This is a genomic window from Brucella sp. NBRC 14130, from assembly GCF_040371715.1.
Taxonomy (GTDB): Bacteria; Pseudomonadota; Alphaproteobacteria; order Rhizobiales; family Rhizobiaceae; genus Brucella; species Brucella intermedia.
Map to the genome: position 1 here is coordinate 243447 of NZ_BAABTE010000007.1, position 15053 is coordinate 258499.

Genomic DNA, 15053 nt, shown 5'->3' on the forward strand with positions numbered 1-15053 from the left:
CAACAATCCTTGAATTATTGAATCGAGGATACCGAACATGAACGTAATCGACAAGAGCGTATCGCCTGAAATCAGCCTCGACGATCTCCTCAATGGATTGCAAGAAGCACCAGAGGCACCTTTGGTGTTCTTCTATGAAGGACATCCAACGAAACCCGGCTATCATGTTACCGAAGTCAAGGCAGGTCAGTTCTCTGCTCTGGATTGTGGCGCTAATCCGGAAGCATGGTCAGAGATGTTTGTTCAGCTCTGGGACATAGACGAAGACGACCGAAGCCATATGCCAGCGGCGAAATTCGCAGCAATCATTCACAAAGTATCGAAGCACGTCCAGTTGGAACCCGGTGCCAGGCTCACATTTGAAGTCAGCGATGGAAAGCAGCCCATGGCACTTTATTACGCAACTGCACCGCTTCTGACCAACGGTACCTTTGAAGTGGCTTTAACGGCACGTCCTTCCAGCTGCAAACCCAGAGATCGGTGGCTGGCAGAGCAAATAAAAGGAGCCAGTTCCTGCTGTGGCCCAACTAACTCACAATGTTGCGCATGATGCGGGTTTAGTTTTTTGACGCCGTTAAACTGTAAAACTATGGCGATAAAATCATCATGAGCGTCCAACGGCTTCCTATCGCCGCCATTGTCGGTCTAGGACTGACCCAGAATATTGGCTACGGCACATTATATTATTCCTTCAGCATTCTTGCGCCCTCTATGGCGCAAGATTTCTCTGTTTCGAACGAATGGATATTCGGAGCGTTGTCGGTCGCTCTCCTGACGGGGGGCTTCCTAGCACCCTGGATGGGACGTCTCATTGATCGCCTCGGTGCAGGTCGCGTGATGACCGTTGGCTCAATAATAGCGGCCACTGCGTTGGTCGCCAGTGCCTTTTCACCCAATGCGGTCACATTCGCAGCAACCCTGACGCTTATCGAAGTGGCCGCGAACCTCGTGCAGTACGGCGCGGCCTTTGTTCTTCTGGTGCAACTTGCACCAACGGTTGCACAGCGCAGCATCACTTACCTGACTTTGATTGCAGGATTTGCCTCGACAATCTTTTGGCCGATCACCACCTCTCTTCAGCAATGGCTGACATGGCAGCAAATTTATCTGCTGTTCGCATGTCTTCATTTCGCTCTTTGTATGCCAGTTCACTTTTGGCTAGCGCGAAATCTCGCGTCGAAAGCTCGTACAAGTTCGGCGAATGGATCGCGCACGATAACTGAAGGGACGCTGCCAAGGCTTTTTCGTCGGCGAGGTCTGATGTACCTGCTAATCGGTCTTTCGTTTCAATCGTTGATCGCAGCAGCTATCCTCGTTCATATGATTCCGATGTTGAAAGGCCTTGGTCTTGCAGGATCGGCAGCCTTGATAGGGGCGATGTTTGGTCCATCCCAGGTGACCAGCCGTCTGATAAACATGATCGGCGGCAAGAACCTTGCTCCGATCAAACTCGCGATCATTTCTTCCTCACTAATGGCGCTTGCAGTCACCTGCCTGATGCTCGGCGCTCCATTCATAGCTGCGGCGTTAATATTTGCCTGTCTGTTCGGCTTTGGTAACGGCCTCTTCAGTATAGTGTCAGGGACGCTGCCTCTTTCGCTGTTCGGAAGCGAAGGATATGGCGCATTGCAAGGTAAAATAATGTCGGCACGGCTTATTGTATCAGCAATGGCTCCATTTGCGATGGCATTCGCAATGGGGCATTTGGGTGTAAAGGCGGCGCTCGCAATCGTTATTGTTTGTAGCGTATCCTCGCTCATTGCCTTCGGGTTATTGGTCCGACTGGAAAATGAGGCTGAAAAAGCCCGATTAGCCAAGGTGGCATCATAAGCCGTTTTGCAATTGATTGTCTTTGTAATGGTACATTGGCGGGGATAGGTAGCGTGACATTAAATCTGAATACTCCGGTACCCATGGTTAGCCCGAAAATCGATCACGATGTGATCATAATCGGTGGAGGTCAAACCGGGCTTGCGGCTGCGTACTATCTCCGCCGTGCTGAGGTAGAATTCACTATCCTGGATGACGGCAACGAACCAGGCGGGGCATGGGTGCATGGATGGGATTCTCTGCGCCTTTTTTCACCTGCCAGTTTCAGTTCGCTCCCTGGCTGGCTGATGCCTCCCAGTCGGGAATCAGATGGTTATCCTACGCGCGATGAAGTGATCAGCTACCTTCAGCGTTATGAGGAACGCTATAAGCTTCCTGTCGAACGCCCACACAAGGTAGAATCTGTCACCCGTGAAAATGATATTCTTCGGGTTACATTGGCGGATGGATCGAGCCGAACCTGCCATGCGGTTATCAGTGCCACTGGGACATGGTCGAAACCGTTTGTCCCCGACTACCCCGGCAAGGACCTGTTCTCAGGCGTTCAGATTCATTCTGCACATTATGAAACTGCCGATGATTTTGCTGGCCAGCGTGTGCTTGTTGTTGGCGGAGGCAATTCAGGGGCACAAATTCTCGCTGATTTAAGTACCGTCGCAGAAACAATTTGGGTGACACTGACGCCGCCAGTGTTTCTGCCTGACGAAATTGACGGCCGAGTGCTTTTTGAAAACGCCAGTGCACGCGTACGGGGAGATGTCGACGCCAATACAACAATTGGGGACATTATTATGGTCTCTCCGGTAAAAGCCGCGCGCGACCGAGGCGTATTGAACGCCGTACGCCCCTTTAAGCAATTTACAGAAGATGGTGTCGTTTGGGCTGACCAAACAGAGACCAAAATCGACGCGGTAATCTGGTGCACAGGATTTCGCCCTGCAACGGATCACCTGAAAGCCCTCGGCGTTGTTGAACCGAACGGACGGGTTCAAGTCATTGAACAACGATCCATCAAAGAGCCTCGGCTATGGCTTGCTGGTTATGGCAACTGGACGGGTGCGGCTTCTGCGACATTAATCGGTGCAGGTCGGACAGCTCGCGAATTTGTACCGCGATTGGTCGCAGATCTAATTGGTTCGTCGAAATAGTCCTTTATCGGTGTTCGTGTTTTGTTCTATACCTAGGGCATGACAAGCACGATTAAAACACTTGGACAGGCTTCACGGCATCGATTGTTCGAAATGGCCGAGTGCCGTACCTGCAAACGGAGTGCCCGGTTTCTGGCCAGCGATCTCGCATCGATCTTTGGCCACGGAAGCAACCCCTATACCCTCAAGTTTAAATGCACGACCTGCGACTCCTCCAATTGCAATTCGACATTGGAATGGCCAGATTTTGAACGTACTCACGAGCATTATGTTTGGCGGCCCATAAAAGTTAAGGGCGGCGATCTTTTATGAAAAAGCTAAAATAAATTAAAATTTATGTAGGCCAGCTTTTCGGCATTATTAAACCGAAGCCCTTGGATTTATCTCTATAAATAAAGGTTACACCTTTTCGTTCTAAGGCTGATTGGATTTTTCGCTGAGTTTCAATTTTTACGCCTGCATTTCTTTCAAAGCTTCCGATAGTCCGCACGCTTACCCCCGCTTCTGCGGCGAGCTCTTCTCGACTTAAATCGAGTGCGAGTCTTGCGGCTCGCAAAAGTGCAATCGGTATATCCATCCTTTTCTTTTAATTCAGGGAGTATGCAACTGCTACACCCCCTAATTTGCCTTAAATCGGTATTTATTTGCCATATTTAGGAATTTAATTGCCTATTTCTGGCAATTCTGACATAAGCCAGATTATTGCTCACACAGACACCGAATCAGTGAGTTAAAGATTTGATGATTAGGCGGATTGCCCCTTTTTGTCCGTCGATGACGTCATCGTTTAAACTGGTTTCACATCGAATTTGGCGCATGTAGCCCATGTGCCGGACAGGAGAACTTATGCCTGAAAACTCCCCAATCGGTCATGTTATTCTTATGAAAAATGAAGTTCCACGACGGCATCCAGGACGTGGATTGAATGCGGCATTGCAGCTAAGTGAACTTCACAATCGCATTAACAAGCAAGAACGCGATCCTCAGAGTACGGAGCGTGTCGACGAATATTTTCGTTACGCAATCTGGAGCGAAGGAGAAAAAATCATTGGTTACCTTGAGAGTATAATTTCGGTAGCTGATGAAAGAACTTCCACAACAACGTCAGGAATTCCAATATCATCCAGGAGCATGAGAAAATTGGTGGGCGCTCTTTCGGAAGAAGCCGAGGGCATTATGCACTATCAGCCTACTCTGACGCCGACTTATTTATCAGGCGGCTTTGCATTCGATCTCATCGTTTACGATAAGCAACAAAAATGCTTGCGTTATATTCATATCGCCTACGGTATTGGCGCTGAACGAATTGCGCTAATTCAGTACGAAGAAGACAAGGCGAGGCTCGCAGGCTTTTTGCCTCGCTTGGCGGCACAGTACTTTGGCGTTGAGATAGAACGAACAGAGTTCGTCATTATAGATCCGTTACTCAGCGAGACAAAATATCTGGAAGGCGTTTGGGCGCTTCACGATTTAGACCAGCTAACCGGTAGATCGGGTACTGCACAACACGTGCTGGAAATACAGAGACAGCAAAGACACATGCTGAGCTTTTGGTTTAGTAACAGCCTTTCCGGCAGTGAGATGGAAAAGCATCGACAGCTCAATTCGATCTTTCATCGCTTGGCGCACGAAGAACTGACACGAGCGAAACAATTGCACTTCCACACACTCGTTCCAGATCAAACCCAGTAAGCGGGGCTCCTGAGCCATTCTCCGACTGTTGCATGTTCCACGCTGAACGGTTCAGCGTTTGCTCGCAACATTAATCAAACACGTTGAACAAGAAACGCCATTTCACGGGCGCGTTGTAGCGCGCCCGAATGGCCCCTCATTTCTTCATTCTTCAGGATCTTATTATGGCTGTCATAATCAAAAACGGAAAATACAATCGCGAACAACTGGAAATCGAAATCGATATGCTGAAGGCCTTGGTCACGGATCTTGAACGCATATTCAACGGTGAACATCCAGATGAGCGCCAACTTTCAAATTCTCCAGCCATAACATGCTGGAAGCTCAGCGCACGCCGCGCAACTTGCTTAGAGGGTGTATTATTCGAACATCCTCGGCTCGGACAAATCGTGCCTAATGGCATCACTTCAGAACTTTGGCTTCTCGATCTCGACAGAAACTACGCTCGCACATTCAGCCGCTTTTACCGACTGGGCCAAAAAGACATCGGTAATTGAGAAAAACGTACATCGTGCTGCACGTCGCCGACTGACATCGCAGTTTGAGTTTCGCTGCGTACAAGCTGAAAGACGTCAGCGCCTGCCAGAGGAAATCTGGCATGAGAACTGTCGGCAATTGCGGACAACAAAGGGATAAGGGAATGAAACTTTGGATCTGGTCTGACGTCCACCATGAACTGCAAGAAGTCGACTATCCGTCGCGTGAGAACGCGCCAGAATGCGATATGATCATCATTGCGGGCGATCTCAATGCAGCGCCTGACCTTCACATCACGCTGGAATTCTTGATCAGGCACTATGAGAAGCCCATCATCTATGTCCCCGGCAACCACGAATTCTATCAGAACAAATGGCTCATGAATGATCGAGAACGGTCTTTGGAGAGTGACAGGCAAACGATCAAGACAATCGAAGCCCTCTCTTTGGAGTGGCCGCAGCGGTTTTACTGCCTTGATCAGGACGAGGTGATTATCGACGACATCAGATTCGTTGGGGCTAGCTTATGGGTAGATTTTCAGATGAATCTCTCCCTAAAGTCTGATCTAGCGCGGCGAATGCAAGAAGCGCGAGCAATACTGAATGACTTCCGTGCGATCCGCATGAAAAACGGGAAGTCATTCACGCCCGAAAATATGCTCGATCTACACCTGTCAGATGCCGCTTACATTCGGCAAAAACTAACAGAACATTTTACTGGTCCCACGGTTGTTCTCACACATCACATGCCACACTCTGATTGCACACCACCAGTCTATGCACACTCAATCGGCAACTATTTGTTTGCGTGCGGATCAGATGCCTTCGATGACATCCTCCACTCTGAACTAGCACCCGCTCTATGGATCTGCGGGCACACGCATCATGCTTTCGACATTCAAATTGGACGAAGCCGAATTATCTGCAATCCATTTGGTTATAAGTGGGAACAAGGATTGAACGGATTTCGATGGGATCTAATAGTAGAAATAGCATAGACCATCAAAACGGAACTGCATCAGAGCCTGCGCAATGCCCAATTGTTGGTTGTAGCCCGTCCAATAACGCAATAAAGTGTTCAACAGAGAACAAGTCACTGTTTTTGGGCGACGAAGAATAAAAATTATCTCTTTTTATCAATAAGTTATCCGCAAGTGTACAGTCCAACCGGATTCCGGATATTCCGTTCAGTCGGACACGTGCAGATAGTCGTTCGACAGTCGAGCATTCTTTTTAGGGTAACGTAAAGATGAGCATCAACGAATTGGGTAAATAATTGATATCACTGAGCTTCTTTCCGTCGGGCAGGCGGGATTCGAACCCACGACCCCTTGACCCCCAGTCAAGTGCGCTACCGGGCTGCGCTACTGCCCGAAGGAAAAAAGCTCAGTGATGAACACTTTCGTTGACTCCGTATAACGAACCCACGACCCCTTGACCCCCAGTCAAGTGCGCTACCGGGCTGCGCTACGCTCCGAGCCGGGGAAAGCCTTAGAATATAAAGGATTTTCCCGCAAGGTCTAAAAACCTCAAAAAAGAACAAAATGCACACATATGCACGGCGTGAAACAGTTCGGCACCAAAAGTCCCACGGAAATCCCCACGGGTTTTCTCGTTCTGTTCCGCGCCTCTCAGTATTATTCTGCTTTCCGTTCTTTCGGCTTGATTGAGGATTCGTCGCCAGCCGGTTTCATAGCATCCATGGCTGAACGGATATCCTCGACCATGGCGTGAGCATACTTGGTTGTCGTCTTGATATCCGAGTGCCCGAGTAGCTTTTGAACAACCTTCAGATTGCTTGCGCGCAAGGCGCGGGTAGCTGCCGTGTGCCGCGTGTCGTGGAACCGGAAGTTCTTCACACCAGCATCAGCAATCGCTCTGCGCATAGCTGATTTCAAGCCGGACTCTGAGAGTGGGTATCGTTGCCCCCGGATAAGCCCCGGTTTCTTCAGCGTCCTTTTCGCCACGAAGGTGAAAACCTTTGCCTCGTGATAGTTGCGCTCTCCCCATAGCAGTTCGAAAACTGCCGATGACATCGGGATTATGCGTTCTTTCTTTCCCTTCCCCAAAACAGTGAATGTCCTGCCGAAGAAATCAACTTTATCCCATGTGAGGCCGAGTATTTCCATTCGCCGGCATCCCGTTAGAAACGCGAAGCGAACGGCTACATCATAGCCACGCTCAAGCTCGCTCATGATCTGGGCTTCCTCGACATGCGAAGCCTCGCGGATGCGCTCGCCTTCTTCTTTCAGTAAGTGCTCTGACCAGTCAATAGGATTGGTTTTGACGCGCCAGACGTTCGCCGCGCGAAGCATGATTTCCCGCAAGGGCTGGGTCATCGTCCGGTTGACGGTCGCAGGCGATATCCTTTGCGCTACCTTTCGATTGGGAACCAGTTCATTACGCCGCTTCGCGACAAGCTCGGCTACCGTTCTATCAGTTATCTTACTCAGGCGCGTCCGTCGCCCGATAGCGCTGCTCAACCAATCCAGCGTCCAAAGCGTATTGTCCGAGTTGGTGTGGTGCTGGCCGACCTCGTGCCAGTATTTGGACGCGGCGACCTCAAATGTCGGATCGTCTGCGCTGAAAGAGGCTTCTTCTGCTAACTGAAGTTCAGCCTCTTTTTTCTTAGCTTTTTCTATCTGGCGCGCTTCTCGCTCCGACTTTTTGCCAGTGTTGCCCGAAAATCTACGACCGCGTATCTGGAACTCGTAGGTGTACGTTCCGTCCTTGCTGTCTTTTCGGATGTAGACTGACATTCTGTTTTCTTCCGTTGGTTCTTAAATGCCTCGATATCTGCCGGATCGTAGCGGCGGATTTTCCGCGCACCACGACCAATGTTAATGAACGGCAGTTCGCCATCGTCTGTCAAATAGATCAGCTGGCGGTGAGATATCGAAAGCGCCTCTGCTGCCTGCTCCGGTGTGAGAAGGCTCATTTTCGCACCTCCTGAAAGATGTGATTTGTTCTCTGAATGTTCTTGCTGTAATCCGTGCCGCCTTGGAGGCTGTCATGCGGATATTCAGCACGAACGCGACATTGGGAGATTGCAAACGGTATGGATATTTGATTACCGCGTACTGCAACGGGTGCCACCACAGTAAGCGGCTTGACATTGATACCCTGATTGAAAAGCTCGGCCCAGATCATGGCGCGCTCAGAAAAGACCTTGCGCATAAGTTGCGTTGCTCGAAATGCGGAGCGAAGAAGGTTCAGCTTCTCGTCTCGCACATCAACGCGTACCGAGTAACGGGCGGCGGCAACAACTGGGGCGGAACGTGACATCCTCACTCCCTTTCCCGCAGTGCCTCAGCAAGAATTTCTTCCGCTTTTCGGTTTCGTTCTAGCGCAGTCTCCACCATTGACGCCGGGCGTGTCGGCGCAATGTCTTGTGCAAGGTCAAACGATGATGCGCCGTTGAGATGGTACACTGCCTCTTCAATGGCCTTTCGCAAACGGCTATTCTCAGCAGCAAGTTTGTTGAGGAAGGGGATCGGGTTGGCTTTAATCTGCGCCTCGCGGACTGCGCTCAATGCTAACAGTTTTGCGAACTTTTCTTGCTGATCTTTATTCATTTCGGTTCTCTTTCCCGCAGTGCGGCGCGGCCTGCTTTCCGGTCAAGATGATCAAGCCGTTGACGCATTTCGTCTGTGAAGCGACACACAGTTGTTAACCGGGCAGGATCATTCAGAGCTTCTCCGATCTCTAAGATTGACGATGCCCAATCTGCCGCGTTCTTAGCGATGAATGCACACTGTTGCGCAAATTCTGCTTCCGTCAGCTTAGCCATGGTCTCCGCCTTTCAGGGCTTGGCGAACAACTCCGATGACGAATGGAAAGACCATCAGAGCGCACACACCGAATAGGAACTTGTTGTTGAAGGCCCATGGTCCGGTCATCGCCTGACCTATGCAGCCAGCTACAGCCATATTCCACGGCTTGCTTATCACCCAAGGAAGATCAAACATTGCTCGATCCTTTCAGGACTTGGCATGACCCCTCACTTGGATAAAAATAGGCTGGGTGGCCGATGGTCTGAGCCTCACGGAAGGCCTGTAAGGCGTCTTCCCAAGCCTTTTGCGCATTGTCAGGGAGACCGTTGAGCCTGTCTGAAAATTTCTTTGGTGCTGTCAGCTTCATTCGCTCTGCTCCCCAAGTGCGGAGGCGGCGAGCATGGCGCGCCACCAGTCGAGCCGTGTCATGCCATTATGATATGATACCTTTTCCGGGTCGAAGCTCGCTGTCGGCTCCTGTAGAGCGGCGCGGATGGTGGATAGGATGAGACCGGCGGTTTTCACCGTTTCATCTGGTTTGGCGCTTTGCAAGATCGTGCAAATGTCGAACTTGAGCGCTAGGTGTTCCTTACTCGGCATTGCCGGCCTCCTCGCCATGGATCGAGCAACTAGCATTGATGACGAACATGATGTTCCCGTCCTTGTCCTTCACGCCGCCCATGTATCCTTTCCCATGGCCGTTATCGATTACAGGGCAGGTGCATCCCAGTTCGGTTGCTTCCTTGCTGCCTGGTTTGGGTGTCATTTGCTGGCCTCCTTTGCGCGCAAGAGGGCGGCGTCATCCTTCCAGCAGTTGCGGACGGCTTCACGGTACTCTTTACGATACTGCTCACGCTCGGCTTCCGTCACCCCCCTGTCAGGCGCGTCTAGCTTGGAGAGGCGGGTAATGAGGGGCTGGGTCATGAAATCACCTTCAATTCTCGAAGTAGGCACATGACGAACGGCGTCAGGCTGGAGGCTTCGTAGATTTCCACCTCGTATTCACCGTCTTCTGAAGGCACGATTTCAGTCACACCTTCGCGGCGCATCGCATATTCGATGGCGTTCTGGATTTCCGTTTCGCTCGGCTGGCTCATGACGGCTTCCCTCCCAGCGTTGCGCGGGCTTCGATGAAATGCTGCATGAGCAGATAAGCATTATTCCATCCGAGCACGGGCTTATCGGACGGTGTTCGTTCTGCGTATCCTTCGGTGAAGCCCTTCATCGCTTCATTGAAGAACGACACGAACGGCTCCAGCGCCTTTTCAGCCGCCGCGAGCTTGGCTTCGAGGGCTTCGTACTCAGACGATCTGTCCTCTATGACGCCAACAGCTTGGTCAAGTTCGGCTTTCAAGGCGAGGTAGTCGTCTGACATACGGTCAACGACCTCGGAAAGTTGCTTTGCAGCAAGATCACGTTCACGCCTGATTTCAGATGCTAATAGCTCCTCAGCCTGCGAGCGGAGGACGACTGGCGCGCTAAATTCACCTTCCTGCCACGCCATTGCTTCCATCCAACCATTATCGCAACATCGCTGTGATGGCTGAAACCACGCCACCGTCACCAACTCCCCGCACTTGCCGTTAGCATCCGGCGATACGGGAGCAACGGGGGTGGGGCGAACCCATGCGCTCTCAGGAGTTCCGAAATCGTGCAAGCATCCTATGCAGCGTTCGCGGTCACTGGTTGCACCACAGCCGCCGCACGGCTTCAGTTCACTCGCCATGACGGTCGTCTCCTGATGGGCTGGTAGGTGCGCAATAGGCATAGGCAGAGCGGCGACTTGAGCCGGGGTTGTCTACATCAAAGCGCAGATGATCGAGTGCGAGAAGGCAATCTTCGCGGGTCATCGGCTGTGTGCGCTCATAAACACCGCAGCCCATAGCTGAAATTCCAGCGCAGATAATGAGTACGTACATCATGCCACCTCCTGAGAAGGTGCAGAAACAACCGCGAACATCTTCAAATCGTGTATTTTCCGGTAGCCATCAAATGCACAGAAGGAACCATCGTCTTCCTTATGAATGCTGCCGACGCACCAAACATGGCTCGGACGGCCAAAGGCGTTCAGTGCTTTCGGATTGTTCGTGACTAGAAACGGCCCCTGTTCATGATCAGGCGCGCTTTCTATCGGCAACCACCCACCCCCCTCGACCTTACCGGCGTCGGCATGGTCCGGGGAGGATAGGGCGCGGATGGCGTTCTCGATCTTGGTGAGTGCCTTCTGAGCTTCAAACGCTTGTGCGCTATCACCCTCGTAGCAATATATCACCACCCGGATCGTGGCGAAGTCTTCCTCCAACGCCAGCTCACGCGCTGCGGATGGCTCAAGCGCGGAGAGGATGCGAGCGGAATAATCGGCCTGTGCGCCTGCCTTCGCCGCGTCTACATCCTCACACCCGGTTGCCTTGATGAACTTCCCTGCCTTCCCGTTGCGGGTAATGCGCCAATATCCGTTCACATATGCTGTGTAGATTTCTCCGAACGGCGTCACTGCTTCGGCATCACCATTTCGATATTTCCGCCACTCCAGCTTCTTCACACCCACCCCAGGTAGGTGAGGCAATGCGGCTGTGAGGGCATCAGCAACAACGATTTCGCCGCGCTGAAAAGAAAGGCTCAACGCCTCGAAGTAGGCTTCTCGATCTTCCTTTGAATTAGATTTGAACGCCTTGCTACGCAGATCGTTGATACGAGTACCAAGCTCTGACTGCTCGCTTGCCATCCATACGCGCAAATAATCTTTGAATTTCAGTGCAGCCTTTTCCTCTACCGCTGCGTCAGGTACTGTGGTCATGGCTGGACCTCAAGCTTTTGAACAATGACTTCAAACTCTTGGCTCACACCATCATCGTTGCCCCATACGCCATCGATATACCCATGGATGATCACAGGGACGCGCATTGTTTCAGGGCATTCACCAAGGCGGGGGCGCTGTTTAAAATGCTTGGCGAGTTTCTTCCTGCCGTTTTTCACATCAAGAAGTGCAAAATCAGATGAGAGTTTCATGCTCGCGCACCTTCGCTAACAGGGCGACCGAATATGTCGCGCTTACGGGGAGGGAGTTGTTTTGTGAGGCGCTTCGGCTCTTTGATGGTTTTCGCCAGCTTGGAAGAAGGCTTGATCGCGCCGTTGTTCTTGTCGCGCTGGCGGTCGGCCTTACGGGTGCGGCGAATATCGTTTGCTGTCTTTTCCGCATGGCACTGCTGGCAAAGCACCTGCGCATTGGCCAATACCGGCTCGCCGCCGAGAACGTCAGGCAGGATGTGGTCTACTTCGGCCTCTCCCTTTTTGAGAGCGGCCTTGCATTTCTCACAGTGACCGGCAGCGCGTTCGATGGCGGCGGTGCGGATTTTTCGAGTGAACTCTTTCCGGGCCATGTCAATGCCTCGCATAGCCGAGTTCTTCGGCCAGTTGCTCGGCCATCAGGCCGTTGAGTTCGTCGTAAAGGTGGCTTCGCGGGCGATGCTGGCGCTTGGCCGTCTCGATTTCCGCTATCTTGGCGTTAATCTCGGCCTGAAGGTCGCGGCGCTCCGGTTCGGGGAAAAGCCAGTTGAAGAATTTTGCAATGAAAGAGGGGATCATGCTGCAGCCCTCGCGGTTGCGCCGGGTTCCACGCCCAGCAACCTATCGATTGCTGCGAGAACGGCTTCTTTGCTTTCCTGAAATTCACGCTTGCCCATGGCCTTGAGGCTTTGGCTCTGCGCGGTGTAGACCTTCACAACGGCTTCGTGGAAAATCACGACAGCGTAGTTGTCCATCGGCTTGATAAATGCGGCTACGCGCTCGGCTTCCGCCTTGCTGGCGCACACGACTGTGCGTTCGTCGGCATATCCGCATTTGACCAGCATCTTTTTGCGCAGATGCTCGGCAGTCGGGTATTCAGCCAGAAGGTGGTCAGGCAGTGTGTTCCAAGCGTTACCGATGGCAGCGAAATAATGATTGTGGCTCGCTTCTGATCGGTCGTGGTGCTCGACAAGCTTGTAAGTTTCACCAACGACAAATTGGCGATCTGCGCGGGATGCCCAGTAAGGGGAGGCCGGGTAGAAGGCCTCTCCATCCCATGACAGGAGAATAGGAGCGCTGGACATTATGCTGCCTCTCCCGTCTTACGAGCAGGTTTTTCGGCCAGCTTCGCTTCGATGATTTTCTTCAATTCAAGCGCGTCGGAGGGGGCTTTAGCCCAGAACGCCTGCAAAGGCTGCTTGTTTGCGTCCTGCCAGCGTCGAACATCTTCCGGATTGGAAGATCGGATGAAGTCAGCGGCACGGTCTGCAAACTCACCTACTGGGACATTTTCCAGCTGCCAGCCATCGCCCCAAGTGACGGTGATTGCGTTGTGAGCGCCGATGCGCTTTGCGCGTTCTTCCTGCTCATTATGAGCGACAATTTCAGAGGCCGTTAGATCAAGCGTCTTTGCGCGGTCCAGTTCTTCCTCAACGTAGATGCCGCTGAATTGATCTGGCCAGCCAGCACGCAAAGCCTGAGCTTCGGCGCATTTGGTTATCATGACGACCGGCATTTTTGCCCAGTTGCCCGAAGTGTCGAGCATCTGGCGTCCAGTCTTTTCGCCGCGACCAGTTTCGGGATTATCAATCCACTCATCTTTGAGCGGGGCAAATTCATCCCAGTAAGCCTCGCCAACGACCTTGAACCACTCGCCCTTGTTGTCCTGCTGCCAGAGATAAACGCGGGCGTATTCAATGCCCTTTGGGTTCGTTGCCGATTTCAGTTCATCGTTGAAGACAACTTCAGCCGGCTCCGATGCTGGCCGATAGTTTTTGCAGCGTTGAGCAATGACGCGGAGACCGTCGCGAGAGACGACAATCGACATGCGCCGTTTGGATTGATCCTTGGCATTCTTGCCGAAAACGAGCGGCATAATCTGCTTGCGGAAAGGGTCGAGGCCATAAGACCGCGCTGCCTCCATGAACAGATTGAATTCGTCGTCATTGCAGTCCTTGGCAATCGTGTGCTTAACGAGTGCGATCTGCTTCGGCGTATGTTCGAGAACGGTAACGTTTCCCATTATTTCCTCCGTACAGTCAGGCTCACAGAGCCGTTGTCGAGGCGCGCGCCCGGAATAATTTCTCCAGCTTCGAGCGCTTCGAGCAGTGATTTCTTGTTGAGCTTGGGCGCTGGAAGCTCTTGCGGCGTCCAGAACCGAGAAGGGATATCCGCCTCAGCCTCAATAACCGGGGCCGGTTTTACCTTTCGCAACGTCAGCGTAGCTGATGGCAGACGCATCATTTCCTGTTCGGCAATAAGCATTGCTTGCTCGATGGAAGCGCGTAGGAAATCGGTTTGCTTACGGATCGCGGAACGGCGTTCTGTGAATTCGTTGATCTTTGAAGTCAGTCCGGCATCAAGAACATCATTCTCATCGATCTTGTTGAGAGCCTCGGATATGGCCTCCAAAAGGTTGGTTTCGCTTTCGATAGCGAGCCCCACGCTTTCCTCGTCATCCACTCCAGCTTCGCGGAGTTGAGCGATGATGATCTTGGCCGCATCTTTCTGGCGTAGAAGGGCGTGCGAAACATTGCTCATGCTGCAATCCCTTCCTGTTCCTGTAGAAGGTCGGTGAGTTCGAAAAGCTTTTCAGCGAGATAGCGACGGGTCGGGACGTGGGGATCAGTCTTGAGACGATACTCGATTTCAGCGATCAGCCGCCTGACCTCGGTTTCTGTCAGGTGGTCCGGCATCACATGAACTCCTCAAGCATTTCAGCGAAGATGCGCAGGGCCGCGTCACCTTTGAGGGCTGTTTTGTGAGCGCCTTCAATCGTCGCGCCAAAGCGGGACTGAAACATGCGGCATTGCAGCTTGAAGAAGGCAATATCGTCATCGCCGCGAGCCTGCTTAATTTCCAGTACGTCAGAAAGGAAACGCGGCTTCTTGACGGAGTTCGTCAGCCCAGAAAGGGCATCGGCAAAGTCGGTATGTGTAAGTCGAACTGCAATGTTCATTTGGAAACTCCCAACTCGTTTGTTGGGATAACCGTACAAAACGTACGAGCACGCGTCAAGTACAAAATGTACGATCAGCGTGCAATTTGTACGAATTGCGTTGAAGTGAGTAGCGGTGGTGCTAGAATCAGTGCACCCAAGGTGGTCGAATTTACTGTTCGTCAACCGC

At 52.0% G+C, this 15053-nt stretch carries 27 protein-coding genes, 1 tRNA gene and 1 pseudogene; 6 read left to right on the plus strand and 23 right to left on the minus strand.

The features are described from left to right. Positions 1-37 precede the first annotated feature (37 nt). From ABWW28_RS17045 to ABWW28_RS17055, 3 genes are read left to right on the plus strand one after another with little or no spacing between them, the layout of a single operon-like run. Positions 38-550, plus strand: a complete 513-nt coding sequence (locus ABWW28_RS17045; protein ID WP_353391532.1) for a DUF6428 family protein — start codon at positions 38-40, stop codon at positions 548-550. A gap of 56 nt (positions 551-606) precedes the next feature. Continuing rightward, positions 607-1830 (plus strand): arsenite efflux MFS transporter ArsK, encoded by a 1224-nt coding sequence (arsK, locus tag ABWW28_RS17050; RefSeq protein WP_182520241.1) that lies wholly within the window; start codon positions 607-609, stop codon positions 1828-1830. A 53-nt stretch (positions 1831-1883) separates the two neighbouring features. Then, positions 1884-2978: an ArsO family NAD(P)H-dependent flavin-containing monooxygenase gene (locus ABWW28_RS17055; RefSeq protein ID WP_353391534.1), complete on the plus strand. Its 1095-nt coding sequence runs from the start codon at positions 1884-1886 to the stop codon at positions 2976-2978. Positions 2979-3312: 334 nt separating this feature from the next. Here ABWW28_RS17055 and ABWW28_RS17060 read toward each other — a convergent pair whose 3' ends face one another. Further along, complete coding sequence (locus tag ABWW28_RS17060) at positions 3313-3555, minus strand: helix-turn-helix domain-containing protein (RefSeq protein ID WP_182520242.1); 243 nt, start codon at positions 3553-3555, stop codon at positions 3313-3315. Positions 3556-3824: 269 nt separating this feature from the next. Between ABWW28_RS17060 and ABWW28_RS17065 the strand changes: the two genes are divergently transcribed. From ABWW28_RS17065 to ABWW28_RS17075, 3 genes are all read left to right on the plus strand, one after another. After that, complete coding sequence (locus ABWW28_RS17065) at positions 3825-4670, plus strand: hypothetical protein (RefSeq protein ID WP_353391536.1); 846 nt, start codon at positions 3825-3827, stop codon at positions 4668-4670. 164 nt (positions 4671-4834) lie between these two features. Next, positions 4835-5167 carry a hypothetical protein gene (locus tag ABWW28_RS17070; protein WP_235909067.1) on the plus strand — a complete coding sequence of 111 codons (333 nt, stop codon included), beginning with the start codon at positions 4835-4837 and terminating at the stop codon, positions 5165-5167. Positions 5168-5268: 101 nt separating this feature from the next. After that, on the plus strand, positions 5269-6144 hold the full coding sequence (locus ABWW28_RS17075; RefSeq protein ID WP_353391538.1) for a metallophosphoesterase: 876 nt from the start codon (positions 5269-5271) through the stop codon (positions 6142-6144). A gap of 302 nt (positions 6145-6446) precedes the next feature. On the opposite strand, the gene ABWW28_RS17080 is transcribed toward ABWW28_RS17075, so the two are convergent. From ABWW28_RS17080 to ABWW28_RS17185, 22 genes and pseudogenes are all read right to left on the minus strand, one after another. Further along, positions 6447-6520: transfer RNA gene (locus ABWW28_RS17080), tRNA-Pro, on the minus strand. A gap of 263 nt (positions 6521-6783) precedes the next feature. Next, on the minus strand, positions 6784-7905 hold the full coding sequence (locus tag ABWW28_RS17085) for a tyrosine-type recombinase/integrase (RefSeq protein ID WP_113463049.1): 1122 nt from the start codon (positions 7903-7905) through the stop codon (positions 6784-6786). Positions 7906-7928: 23 nt separating this feature from the next. Next, a pseudogene (locus ABWW28_RS17090) lies at positions 7929-8084 on the minus strand (helix-turn-helix domain-containing protein); the annotation flags it as partial. Beyond that, positions 8081-8431, minus strand: coding sequence for a hypothetical protein (locus ABWW28_RS17095; protein WP_353391541.1), 351 nt, complete (start codon positions 8429-8431; stop codon positions 8081-8083). The gene ABWW28_RS17095 and the pseudogene ABWW28_RS17090, both read right to left, overlap by 4 nt. A gap of 2 nt (positions 8432-8433) precedes the next feature. Then, positions 8434-8721, minus strand: a complete 288-nt coding sequence (locus tag ABWW28_RS17100; protein ID WP_182506839.1) for a hypothetical protein — start codon at positions 8719-8721, stop codon at positions 8434-8436. Further along, positions 8718-8936 carry a hypothetical protein gene (locus ABWW28_RS17105; RefSeq protein ID WP_353391543.1) on the minus strand — a complete coding sequence of 73 codons (219 nt, stop codon included), beginning with the start codon at positions 8934-8936 and terminating at the stop codon, positions 8718-8720. Before ABWW28_RS17105 ends, ABWW28_RS17100 begins: the two co-directional genes overlap by 4 nt. A gap of 170 nt (positions 8937-9106) precedes the next feature. After that, positions 9107-9286, minus strand: a complete 180-nt coding sequence (locus ABWW28_RS17110) for a hypothetical protein (protein WP_353391545.1) — start codon at positions 9284-9286, stop codon at positions 9107-9109. Continuing rightward, positions 9283-9519: a hypothetical protein gene (locus tag ABWW28_RS17115; protein ID WP_113368980.1), complete on the minus strand. Its 237-nt coding sequence runs from the start codon at positions 9517-9519 to the stop codon at positions 9283-9285. Before ABWW28_RS17115 ends, ABWW28_RS17110 begins: the two co-directional genes overlap by 4 nt. Next, positions 9509-9685, minus strand: coding sequence for a hypothetical protein (locus tag ABWW28_RS17120; RefSeq protein WP_162929037.1), 177 nt, complete (start codon positions 9683-9685; stop codon positions 9509-9511). The genes ABWW28_RS17115 and ABWW28_RS17120 overlap by 11 nt, the downstream gene beginning before the upstream one ends. Then, complete coding sequence (locus ABWW28_RS17125) at positions 9682-9843, minus strand: hypothetical protein (protein WP_176026491.1); 162 nt, start codon at positions 9841-9843, stop codon at positions 9682-9684. Before ABWW28_RS17125 ends, ABWW28_RS17120 begins: the two co-directional genes overlap by 4 nt. After that, positions 9840-10016 carry a hypothetical protein gene (locus ABWW28_RS17130; RefSeq protein WP_157808267.1) on the minus strand — a complete coding sequence of 59 codons (177 nt, stop codon included), beginning with the start codon at positions 10014-10016 and terminating at the stop codon, positions 9840-9842. Before ABWW28_RS17130 ends, ABWW28_RS17125 begins: the two co-directional genes overlap by 4 nt. After that, complete coding sequence (locus ABWW28_RS17135) at positions 10013-10645, minus strand: hypothetical protein (protein WP_353391548.1); 633 nt, start codon at positions 10643-10645, stop codon at positions 10013-10015. Before ABWW28_RS17135 ends, ABWW28_RS17130 begins: the two co-directional genes overlap by 4 nt. Next, positions 10635-10841 (minus strand): hypothetical protein, encoded by a 207-nt coding sequence (locus ABWW28_RS17140; protein ID WP_353391550.1) that lies wholly within the window; start codon positions 10839-10841, stop codon positions 10635-10637. The genes ABWW28_RS17135 and ABWW28_RS17140 overlap by 11 nt, the downstream gene beginning before the upstream one ends. Continuing rightward, positions 10838-11716 (minus strand): hypothetical protein, encoded by an 879-nt coding sequence (locus tag ABWW28_RS17145; protein WP_353391552.1) that lies wholly within the window; start codon positions 11714-11716, stop codon positions 10838-10840. Before ABWW28_RS17145 ends, ABWW28_RS17140 begins: the two co-directional genes overlap by 4 nt. Continuing rightward, positions 11713-11928, minus strand: coding sequence for a hypothetical protein (locus tag ABWW28_RS17150; protein ID WP_100648405.1), 216 nt, complete (start codon positions 11926-11928; stop codon positions 11713-11715). Before ABWW28_RS17150 ends, ABWW28_RS17145 begins: the two co-directional genes overlap by 4 nt. After that, entirely contained in the window at positions 11925-12299 is a 375-nt protein-coding gene (locus ABWW28_RS17155) for an HNH endonuclease (RefSeq protein WP_353391555.1), read from the minus strand. Before ABWW28_RS17155 ends, ABWW28_RS17150 begins: the two co-directional genes overlap by 4 nt. Position 12300: 1 nt before the next feature. Continuing rightward, positions 12301-12504, minus strand: coding sequence for a hypothetical protein (locus ABWW28_RS17160; protein WP_022570408.1), 204 nt, complete (start codon positions 12502-12504; stop codon positions 12301-12303). Further along, positions 12501-13010, minus strand: a complete 510-nt coding sequence (locus tag ABWW28_RS17165; RefSeq protein ID WP_353391557.1) for a hypothetical protein — start codon at positions 13008-13010, stop codon at positions 12501-12503. The genes ABWW28_RS17160 and ABWW28_RS17165 overlap by 4 nt, the downstream gene beginning before the upstream one ends. Further along, positions 13010-13948 carry a phage recombination protein Bet gene (bet, locus tag ABWW28_RS17170; protein WP_278388437.1) on the minus strand — a complete coding sequence of 313 codons (939 nt, stop codon included), beginning with the start codon at positions 13946-13948 and terminating at the stop codon, positions 13010-13012. Before bet ends, ABWW28_RS17165 begins: the two co-directional genes overlap by 1 nt. Further along, complete coding sequence (locus ABWW28_RS17175; RefSeq protein ID WP_353391560.1) at positions 13948-14388, minus strand: siphovirus Gp157 family protein; 441 nt, start codon at positions 14386-14388, stop codon at positions 13948-13950. The genes bet and ABWW28_RS17175 overlap by 1 nt, the downstream gene beginning before the upstream one ends. A 74-nt stretch (positions 14389-14462) precedes the next feature. Next, positions 14463-14621 (minus strand): hypothetical protein, encoded by a 159-nt coding sequence (locus tag ABWW28_RS17180; RefSeq protein ID WP_353391562.1) that lies wholly within the window; start codon positions 14619-14621, stop codon positions 14463-14465. Then, positions 14621-14884 carry a hypothetical protein gene (locus ABWW28_RS17185; protein WP_353391564.1) on the minus strand — a complete coding sequence of 88 codons (264 nt, stop codon included), beginning with the start codon at positions 14882-14884 and terminating at the stop codon, positions 14621-14623. The genes ABWW28_RS17180 and ABWW28_RS17185 overlap by 1 nt, the downstream gene beginning before the upstream one ends. Between the last annotated feature and the right edge of the window lie 169 nt (positions 14885-15053).

Bases quoted from the DNA above. Each gene is read 5' to 3' on its own strand.
- ABWW28_RS17045 (WP_353391532.1), top strand. From the start codon at position 38: ATGAACGTAATCGACAAGAGCGTATCGCCTGAAATCAGCCTCGACGAT.
- arsK (WP_182520241.1), top strand. From the start codon at position 607: ATGAGCGTCCAACGGCTTCCTATCGCCGCCATTGTCGGTCTAGGACTG.
- ABWW28_RS17060 (WP_182520242.1), bottom strand. From the start codon at position 3,555: ATGGATATACCGATTGCACTTTTGCGAGCCGCAAGACTCGCACTCGAT.
- ABWW28_RS17065 (WP_353391536.1), top strand. From the start codon at position 3,825: ATGCCTGAAAACTCCCCAATCGGTCATGTTATTCTTATGAAAAATGAA.
- ABWW28_RS17070 (WP_235909067.1), top strand. From the start codon at position 4,835: ATGGCTGTCATAATCAAAAACGGAAAATACAATCGCGAACAACTGGAA.
- ABWW28_RS17075 (WP_353391538.1), top strand. From the start codon at position 5,269: ATGAGAACTGTCGGCAATTGCGGACAACAAAGGGATAAGGGAATGAAA.
- ABWW28_RS17085 (WP_113463049.1), bottom strand. From the start codon at position 7,905: ATGTCAGTCTACATCCGAAAAGACAGCAAGGACGGAACGTACACCTAC.
- ABWW28_RS17095 (WP_353391541.1), bottom strand. From the start codon at position 8,431: ATGTCACGTTCCGCCCCAGTTGTTGCCGCCGCCCGTTACTCGGTACGC.
- ABWW28_RS17100 (WP_182506839.1), bottom strand. From the start codon at position 8,721: ATGAATAAAGATCAGCAAGAAAAGTTCGCAAAACTGTTAGCATTGAGC.
- ABWW28_RS17105 (WP_353391543.1), bottom strand. From the start codon at position 8,936: ATGGCTAAGCTGACGGAAGCAGAATTTGCGCAACAGTGTGCATTCATC.
- ABWW28_RS17110 (WP_353391545.1), bottom strand. From the start codon at position 9,286: ATGAAGCTGACAGCACCAAAGAAATTTTCAGACAGGCTCAACGGTCTC.
- ABWW28_RS17115 (WP_113368980.1), bottom strand. From the start codon at position 9,519: ATGCCGAGTAAGGAACACCTAGCGCTCAAGTTCGACATTTGCACGATC.
- ABWW28_RS17120 (WP_162929037.1), bottom strand. From the start codon at position 9,685: ATGACACCCAAACCAGGCAGCAAGGAAGCAACCGAACTGGGATGCACC.
- ABWW28_RS17125 (WP_176026491.1), bottom strand. From the start codon at position 9,843: ATGACCCAGCCCCTCATTACCCGCCTCTCCAAGCTAGACGCGCCTGAC.
- ABWW28_RS17130 (WP_157808267.1), bottom strand. From the start codon at position 10,016: ATGAGCCAGCCGAGCGAAACGGAAATCCAGAACGCCATCGAATATGCG.
- ABWW28_RS17135 (WP_353391548.1), bottom strand. From the start codon at position 10,645: ATGGCGAGTGAACTGAAGCCGTGCGGCGGCTGTGGTGCAACCAGTGAC.
- ABWW28_RS17140 (WP_353391550.1), bottom strand. From the start codon at position 10,841: ATGATGTACGTACTCATTATCTGCGCTGGAATTTCAGCTATGGGCTGC.
- ABWW28_RS17145 (WP_353391552.1), bottom strand. From the start codon at position 11,716: ATGACCACAGTACCTGACGCAGCGGTAGAGGAAAAGGCTGCACTGAAA.
- ABWW28_RS17150 (WP_100648405.1), bottom strand. From the start codon at position 11,928: ATGAAACTCTCATCTGATTTTGCACTTCTTGATGTGAAAAACGGCAGG.
- ABWW28_RS17155 (WP_353391555.1), bottom strand. From the start codon at position 12,299: ATGGCCCGGAAAGAGTTCACTCGAAAAATCCGCACCGCCGCCATCGAA.
- ABWW28_RS17160 (WP_022570408.1), bottom strand. From the start codon at position 12,504: ATGATCCCCTCTTTCATTGCAAAATTCTTCAACTGGCTTTTCCCCGAA.
- ABWW28_RS17165 (WP_353391557.1), bottom strand. From the start codon at position 13,010: ATGTCCAGCGCTCCTATTCTCCTGTCATGGGATGGAGAGGCCTTCTAC.
- bet (WP_278388437.1), bottom strand. From the start codon at position 13,948: ATGGGAAACGTTACCGTTCTCGAACATACGCCGAAGCAGATCGCACTC.
- ABWW28_RS17180 (WP_353391562.1), bottom strand. From the start codon at position 14,621: ATGCCGGACCACCTGACAGAAACCGAGGTCAGGCGGCTGATCGCTGAA.
- ABWW28_RS17185 (WP_353391564.1), bottom strand. From the start codon at position 14,884: ATGAACATTGCAGTTCGACTTACACATACCGACTTTGCCGATGCCCTT.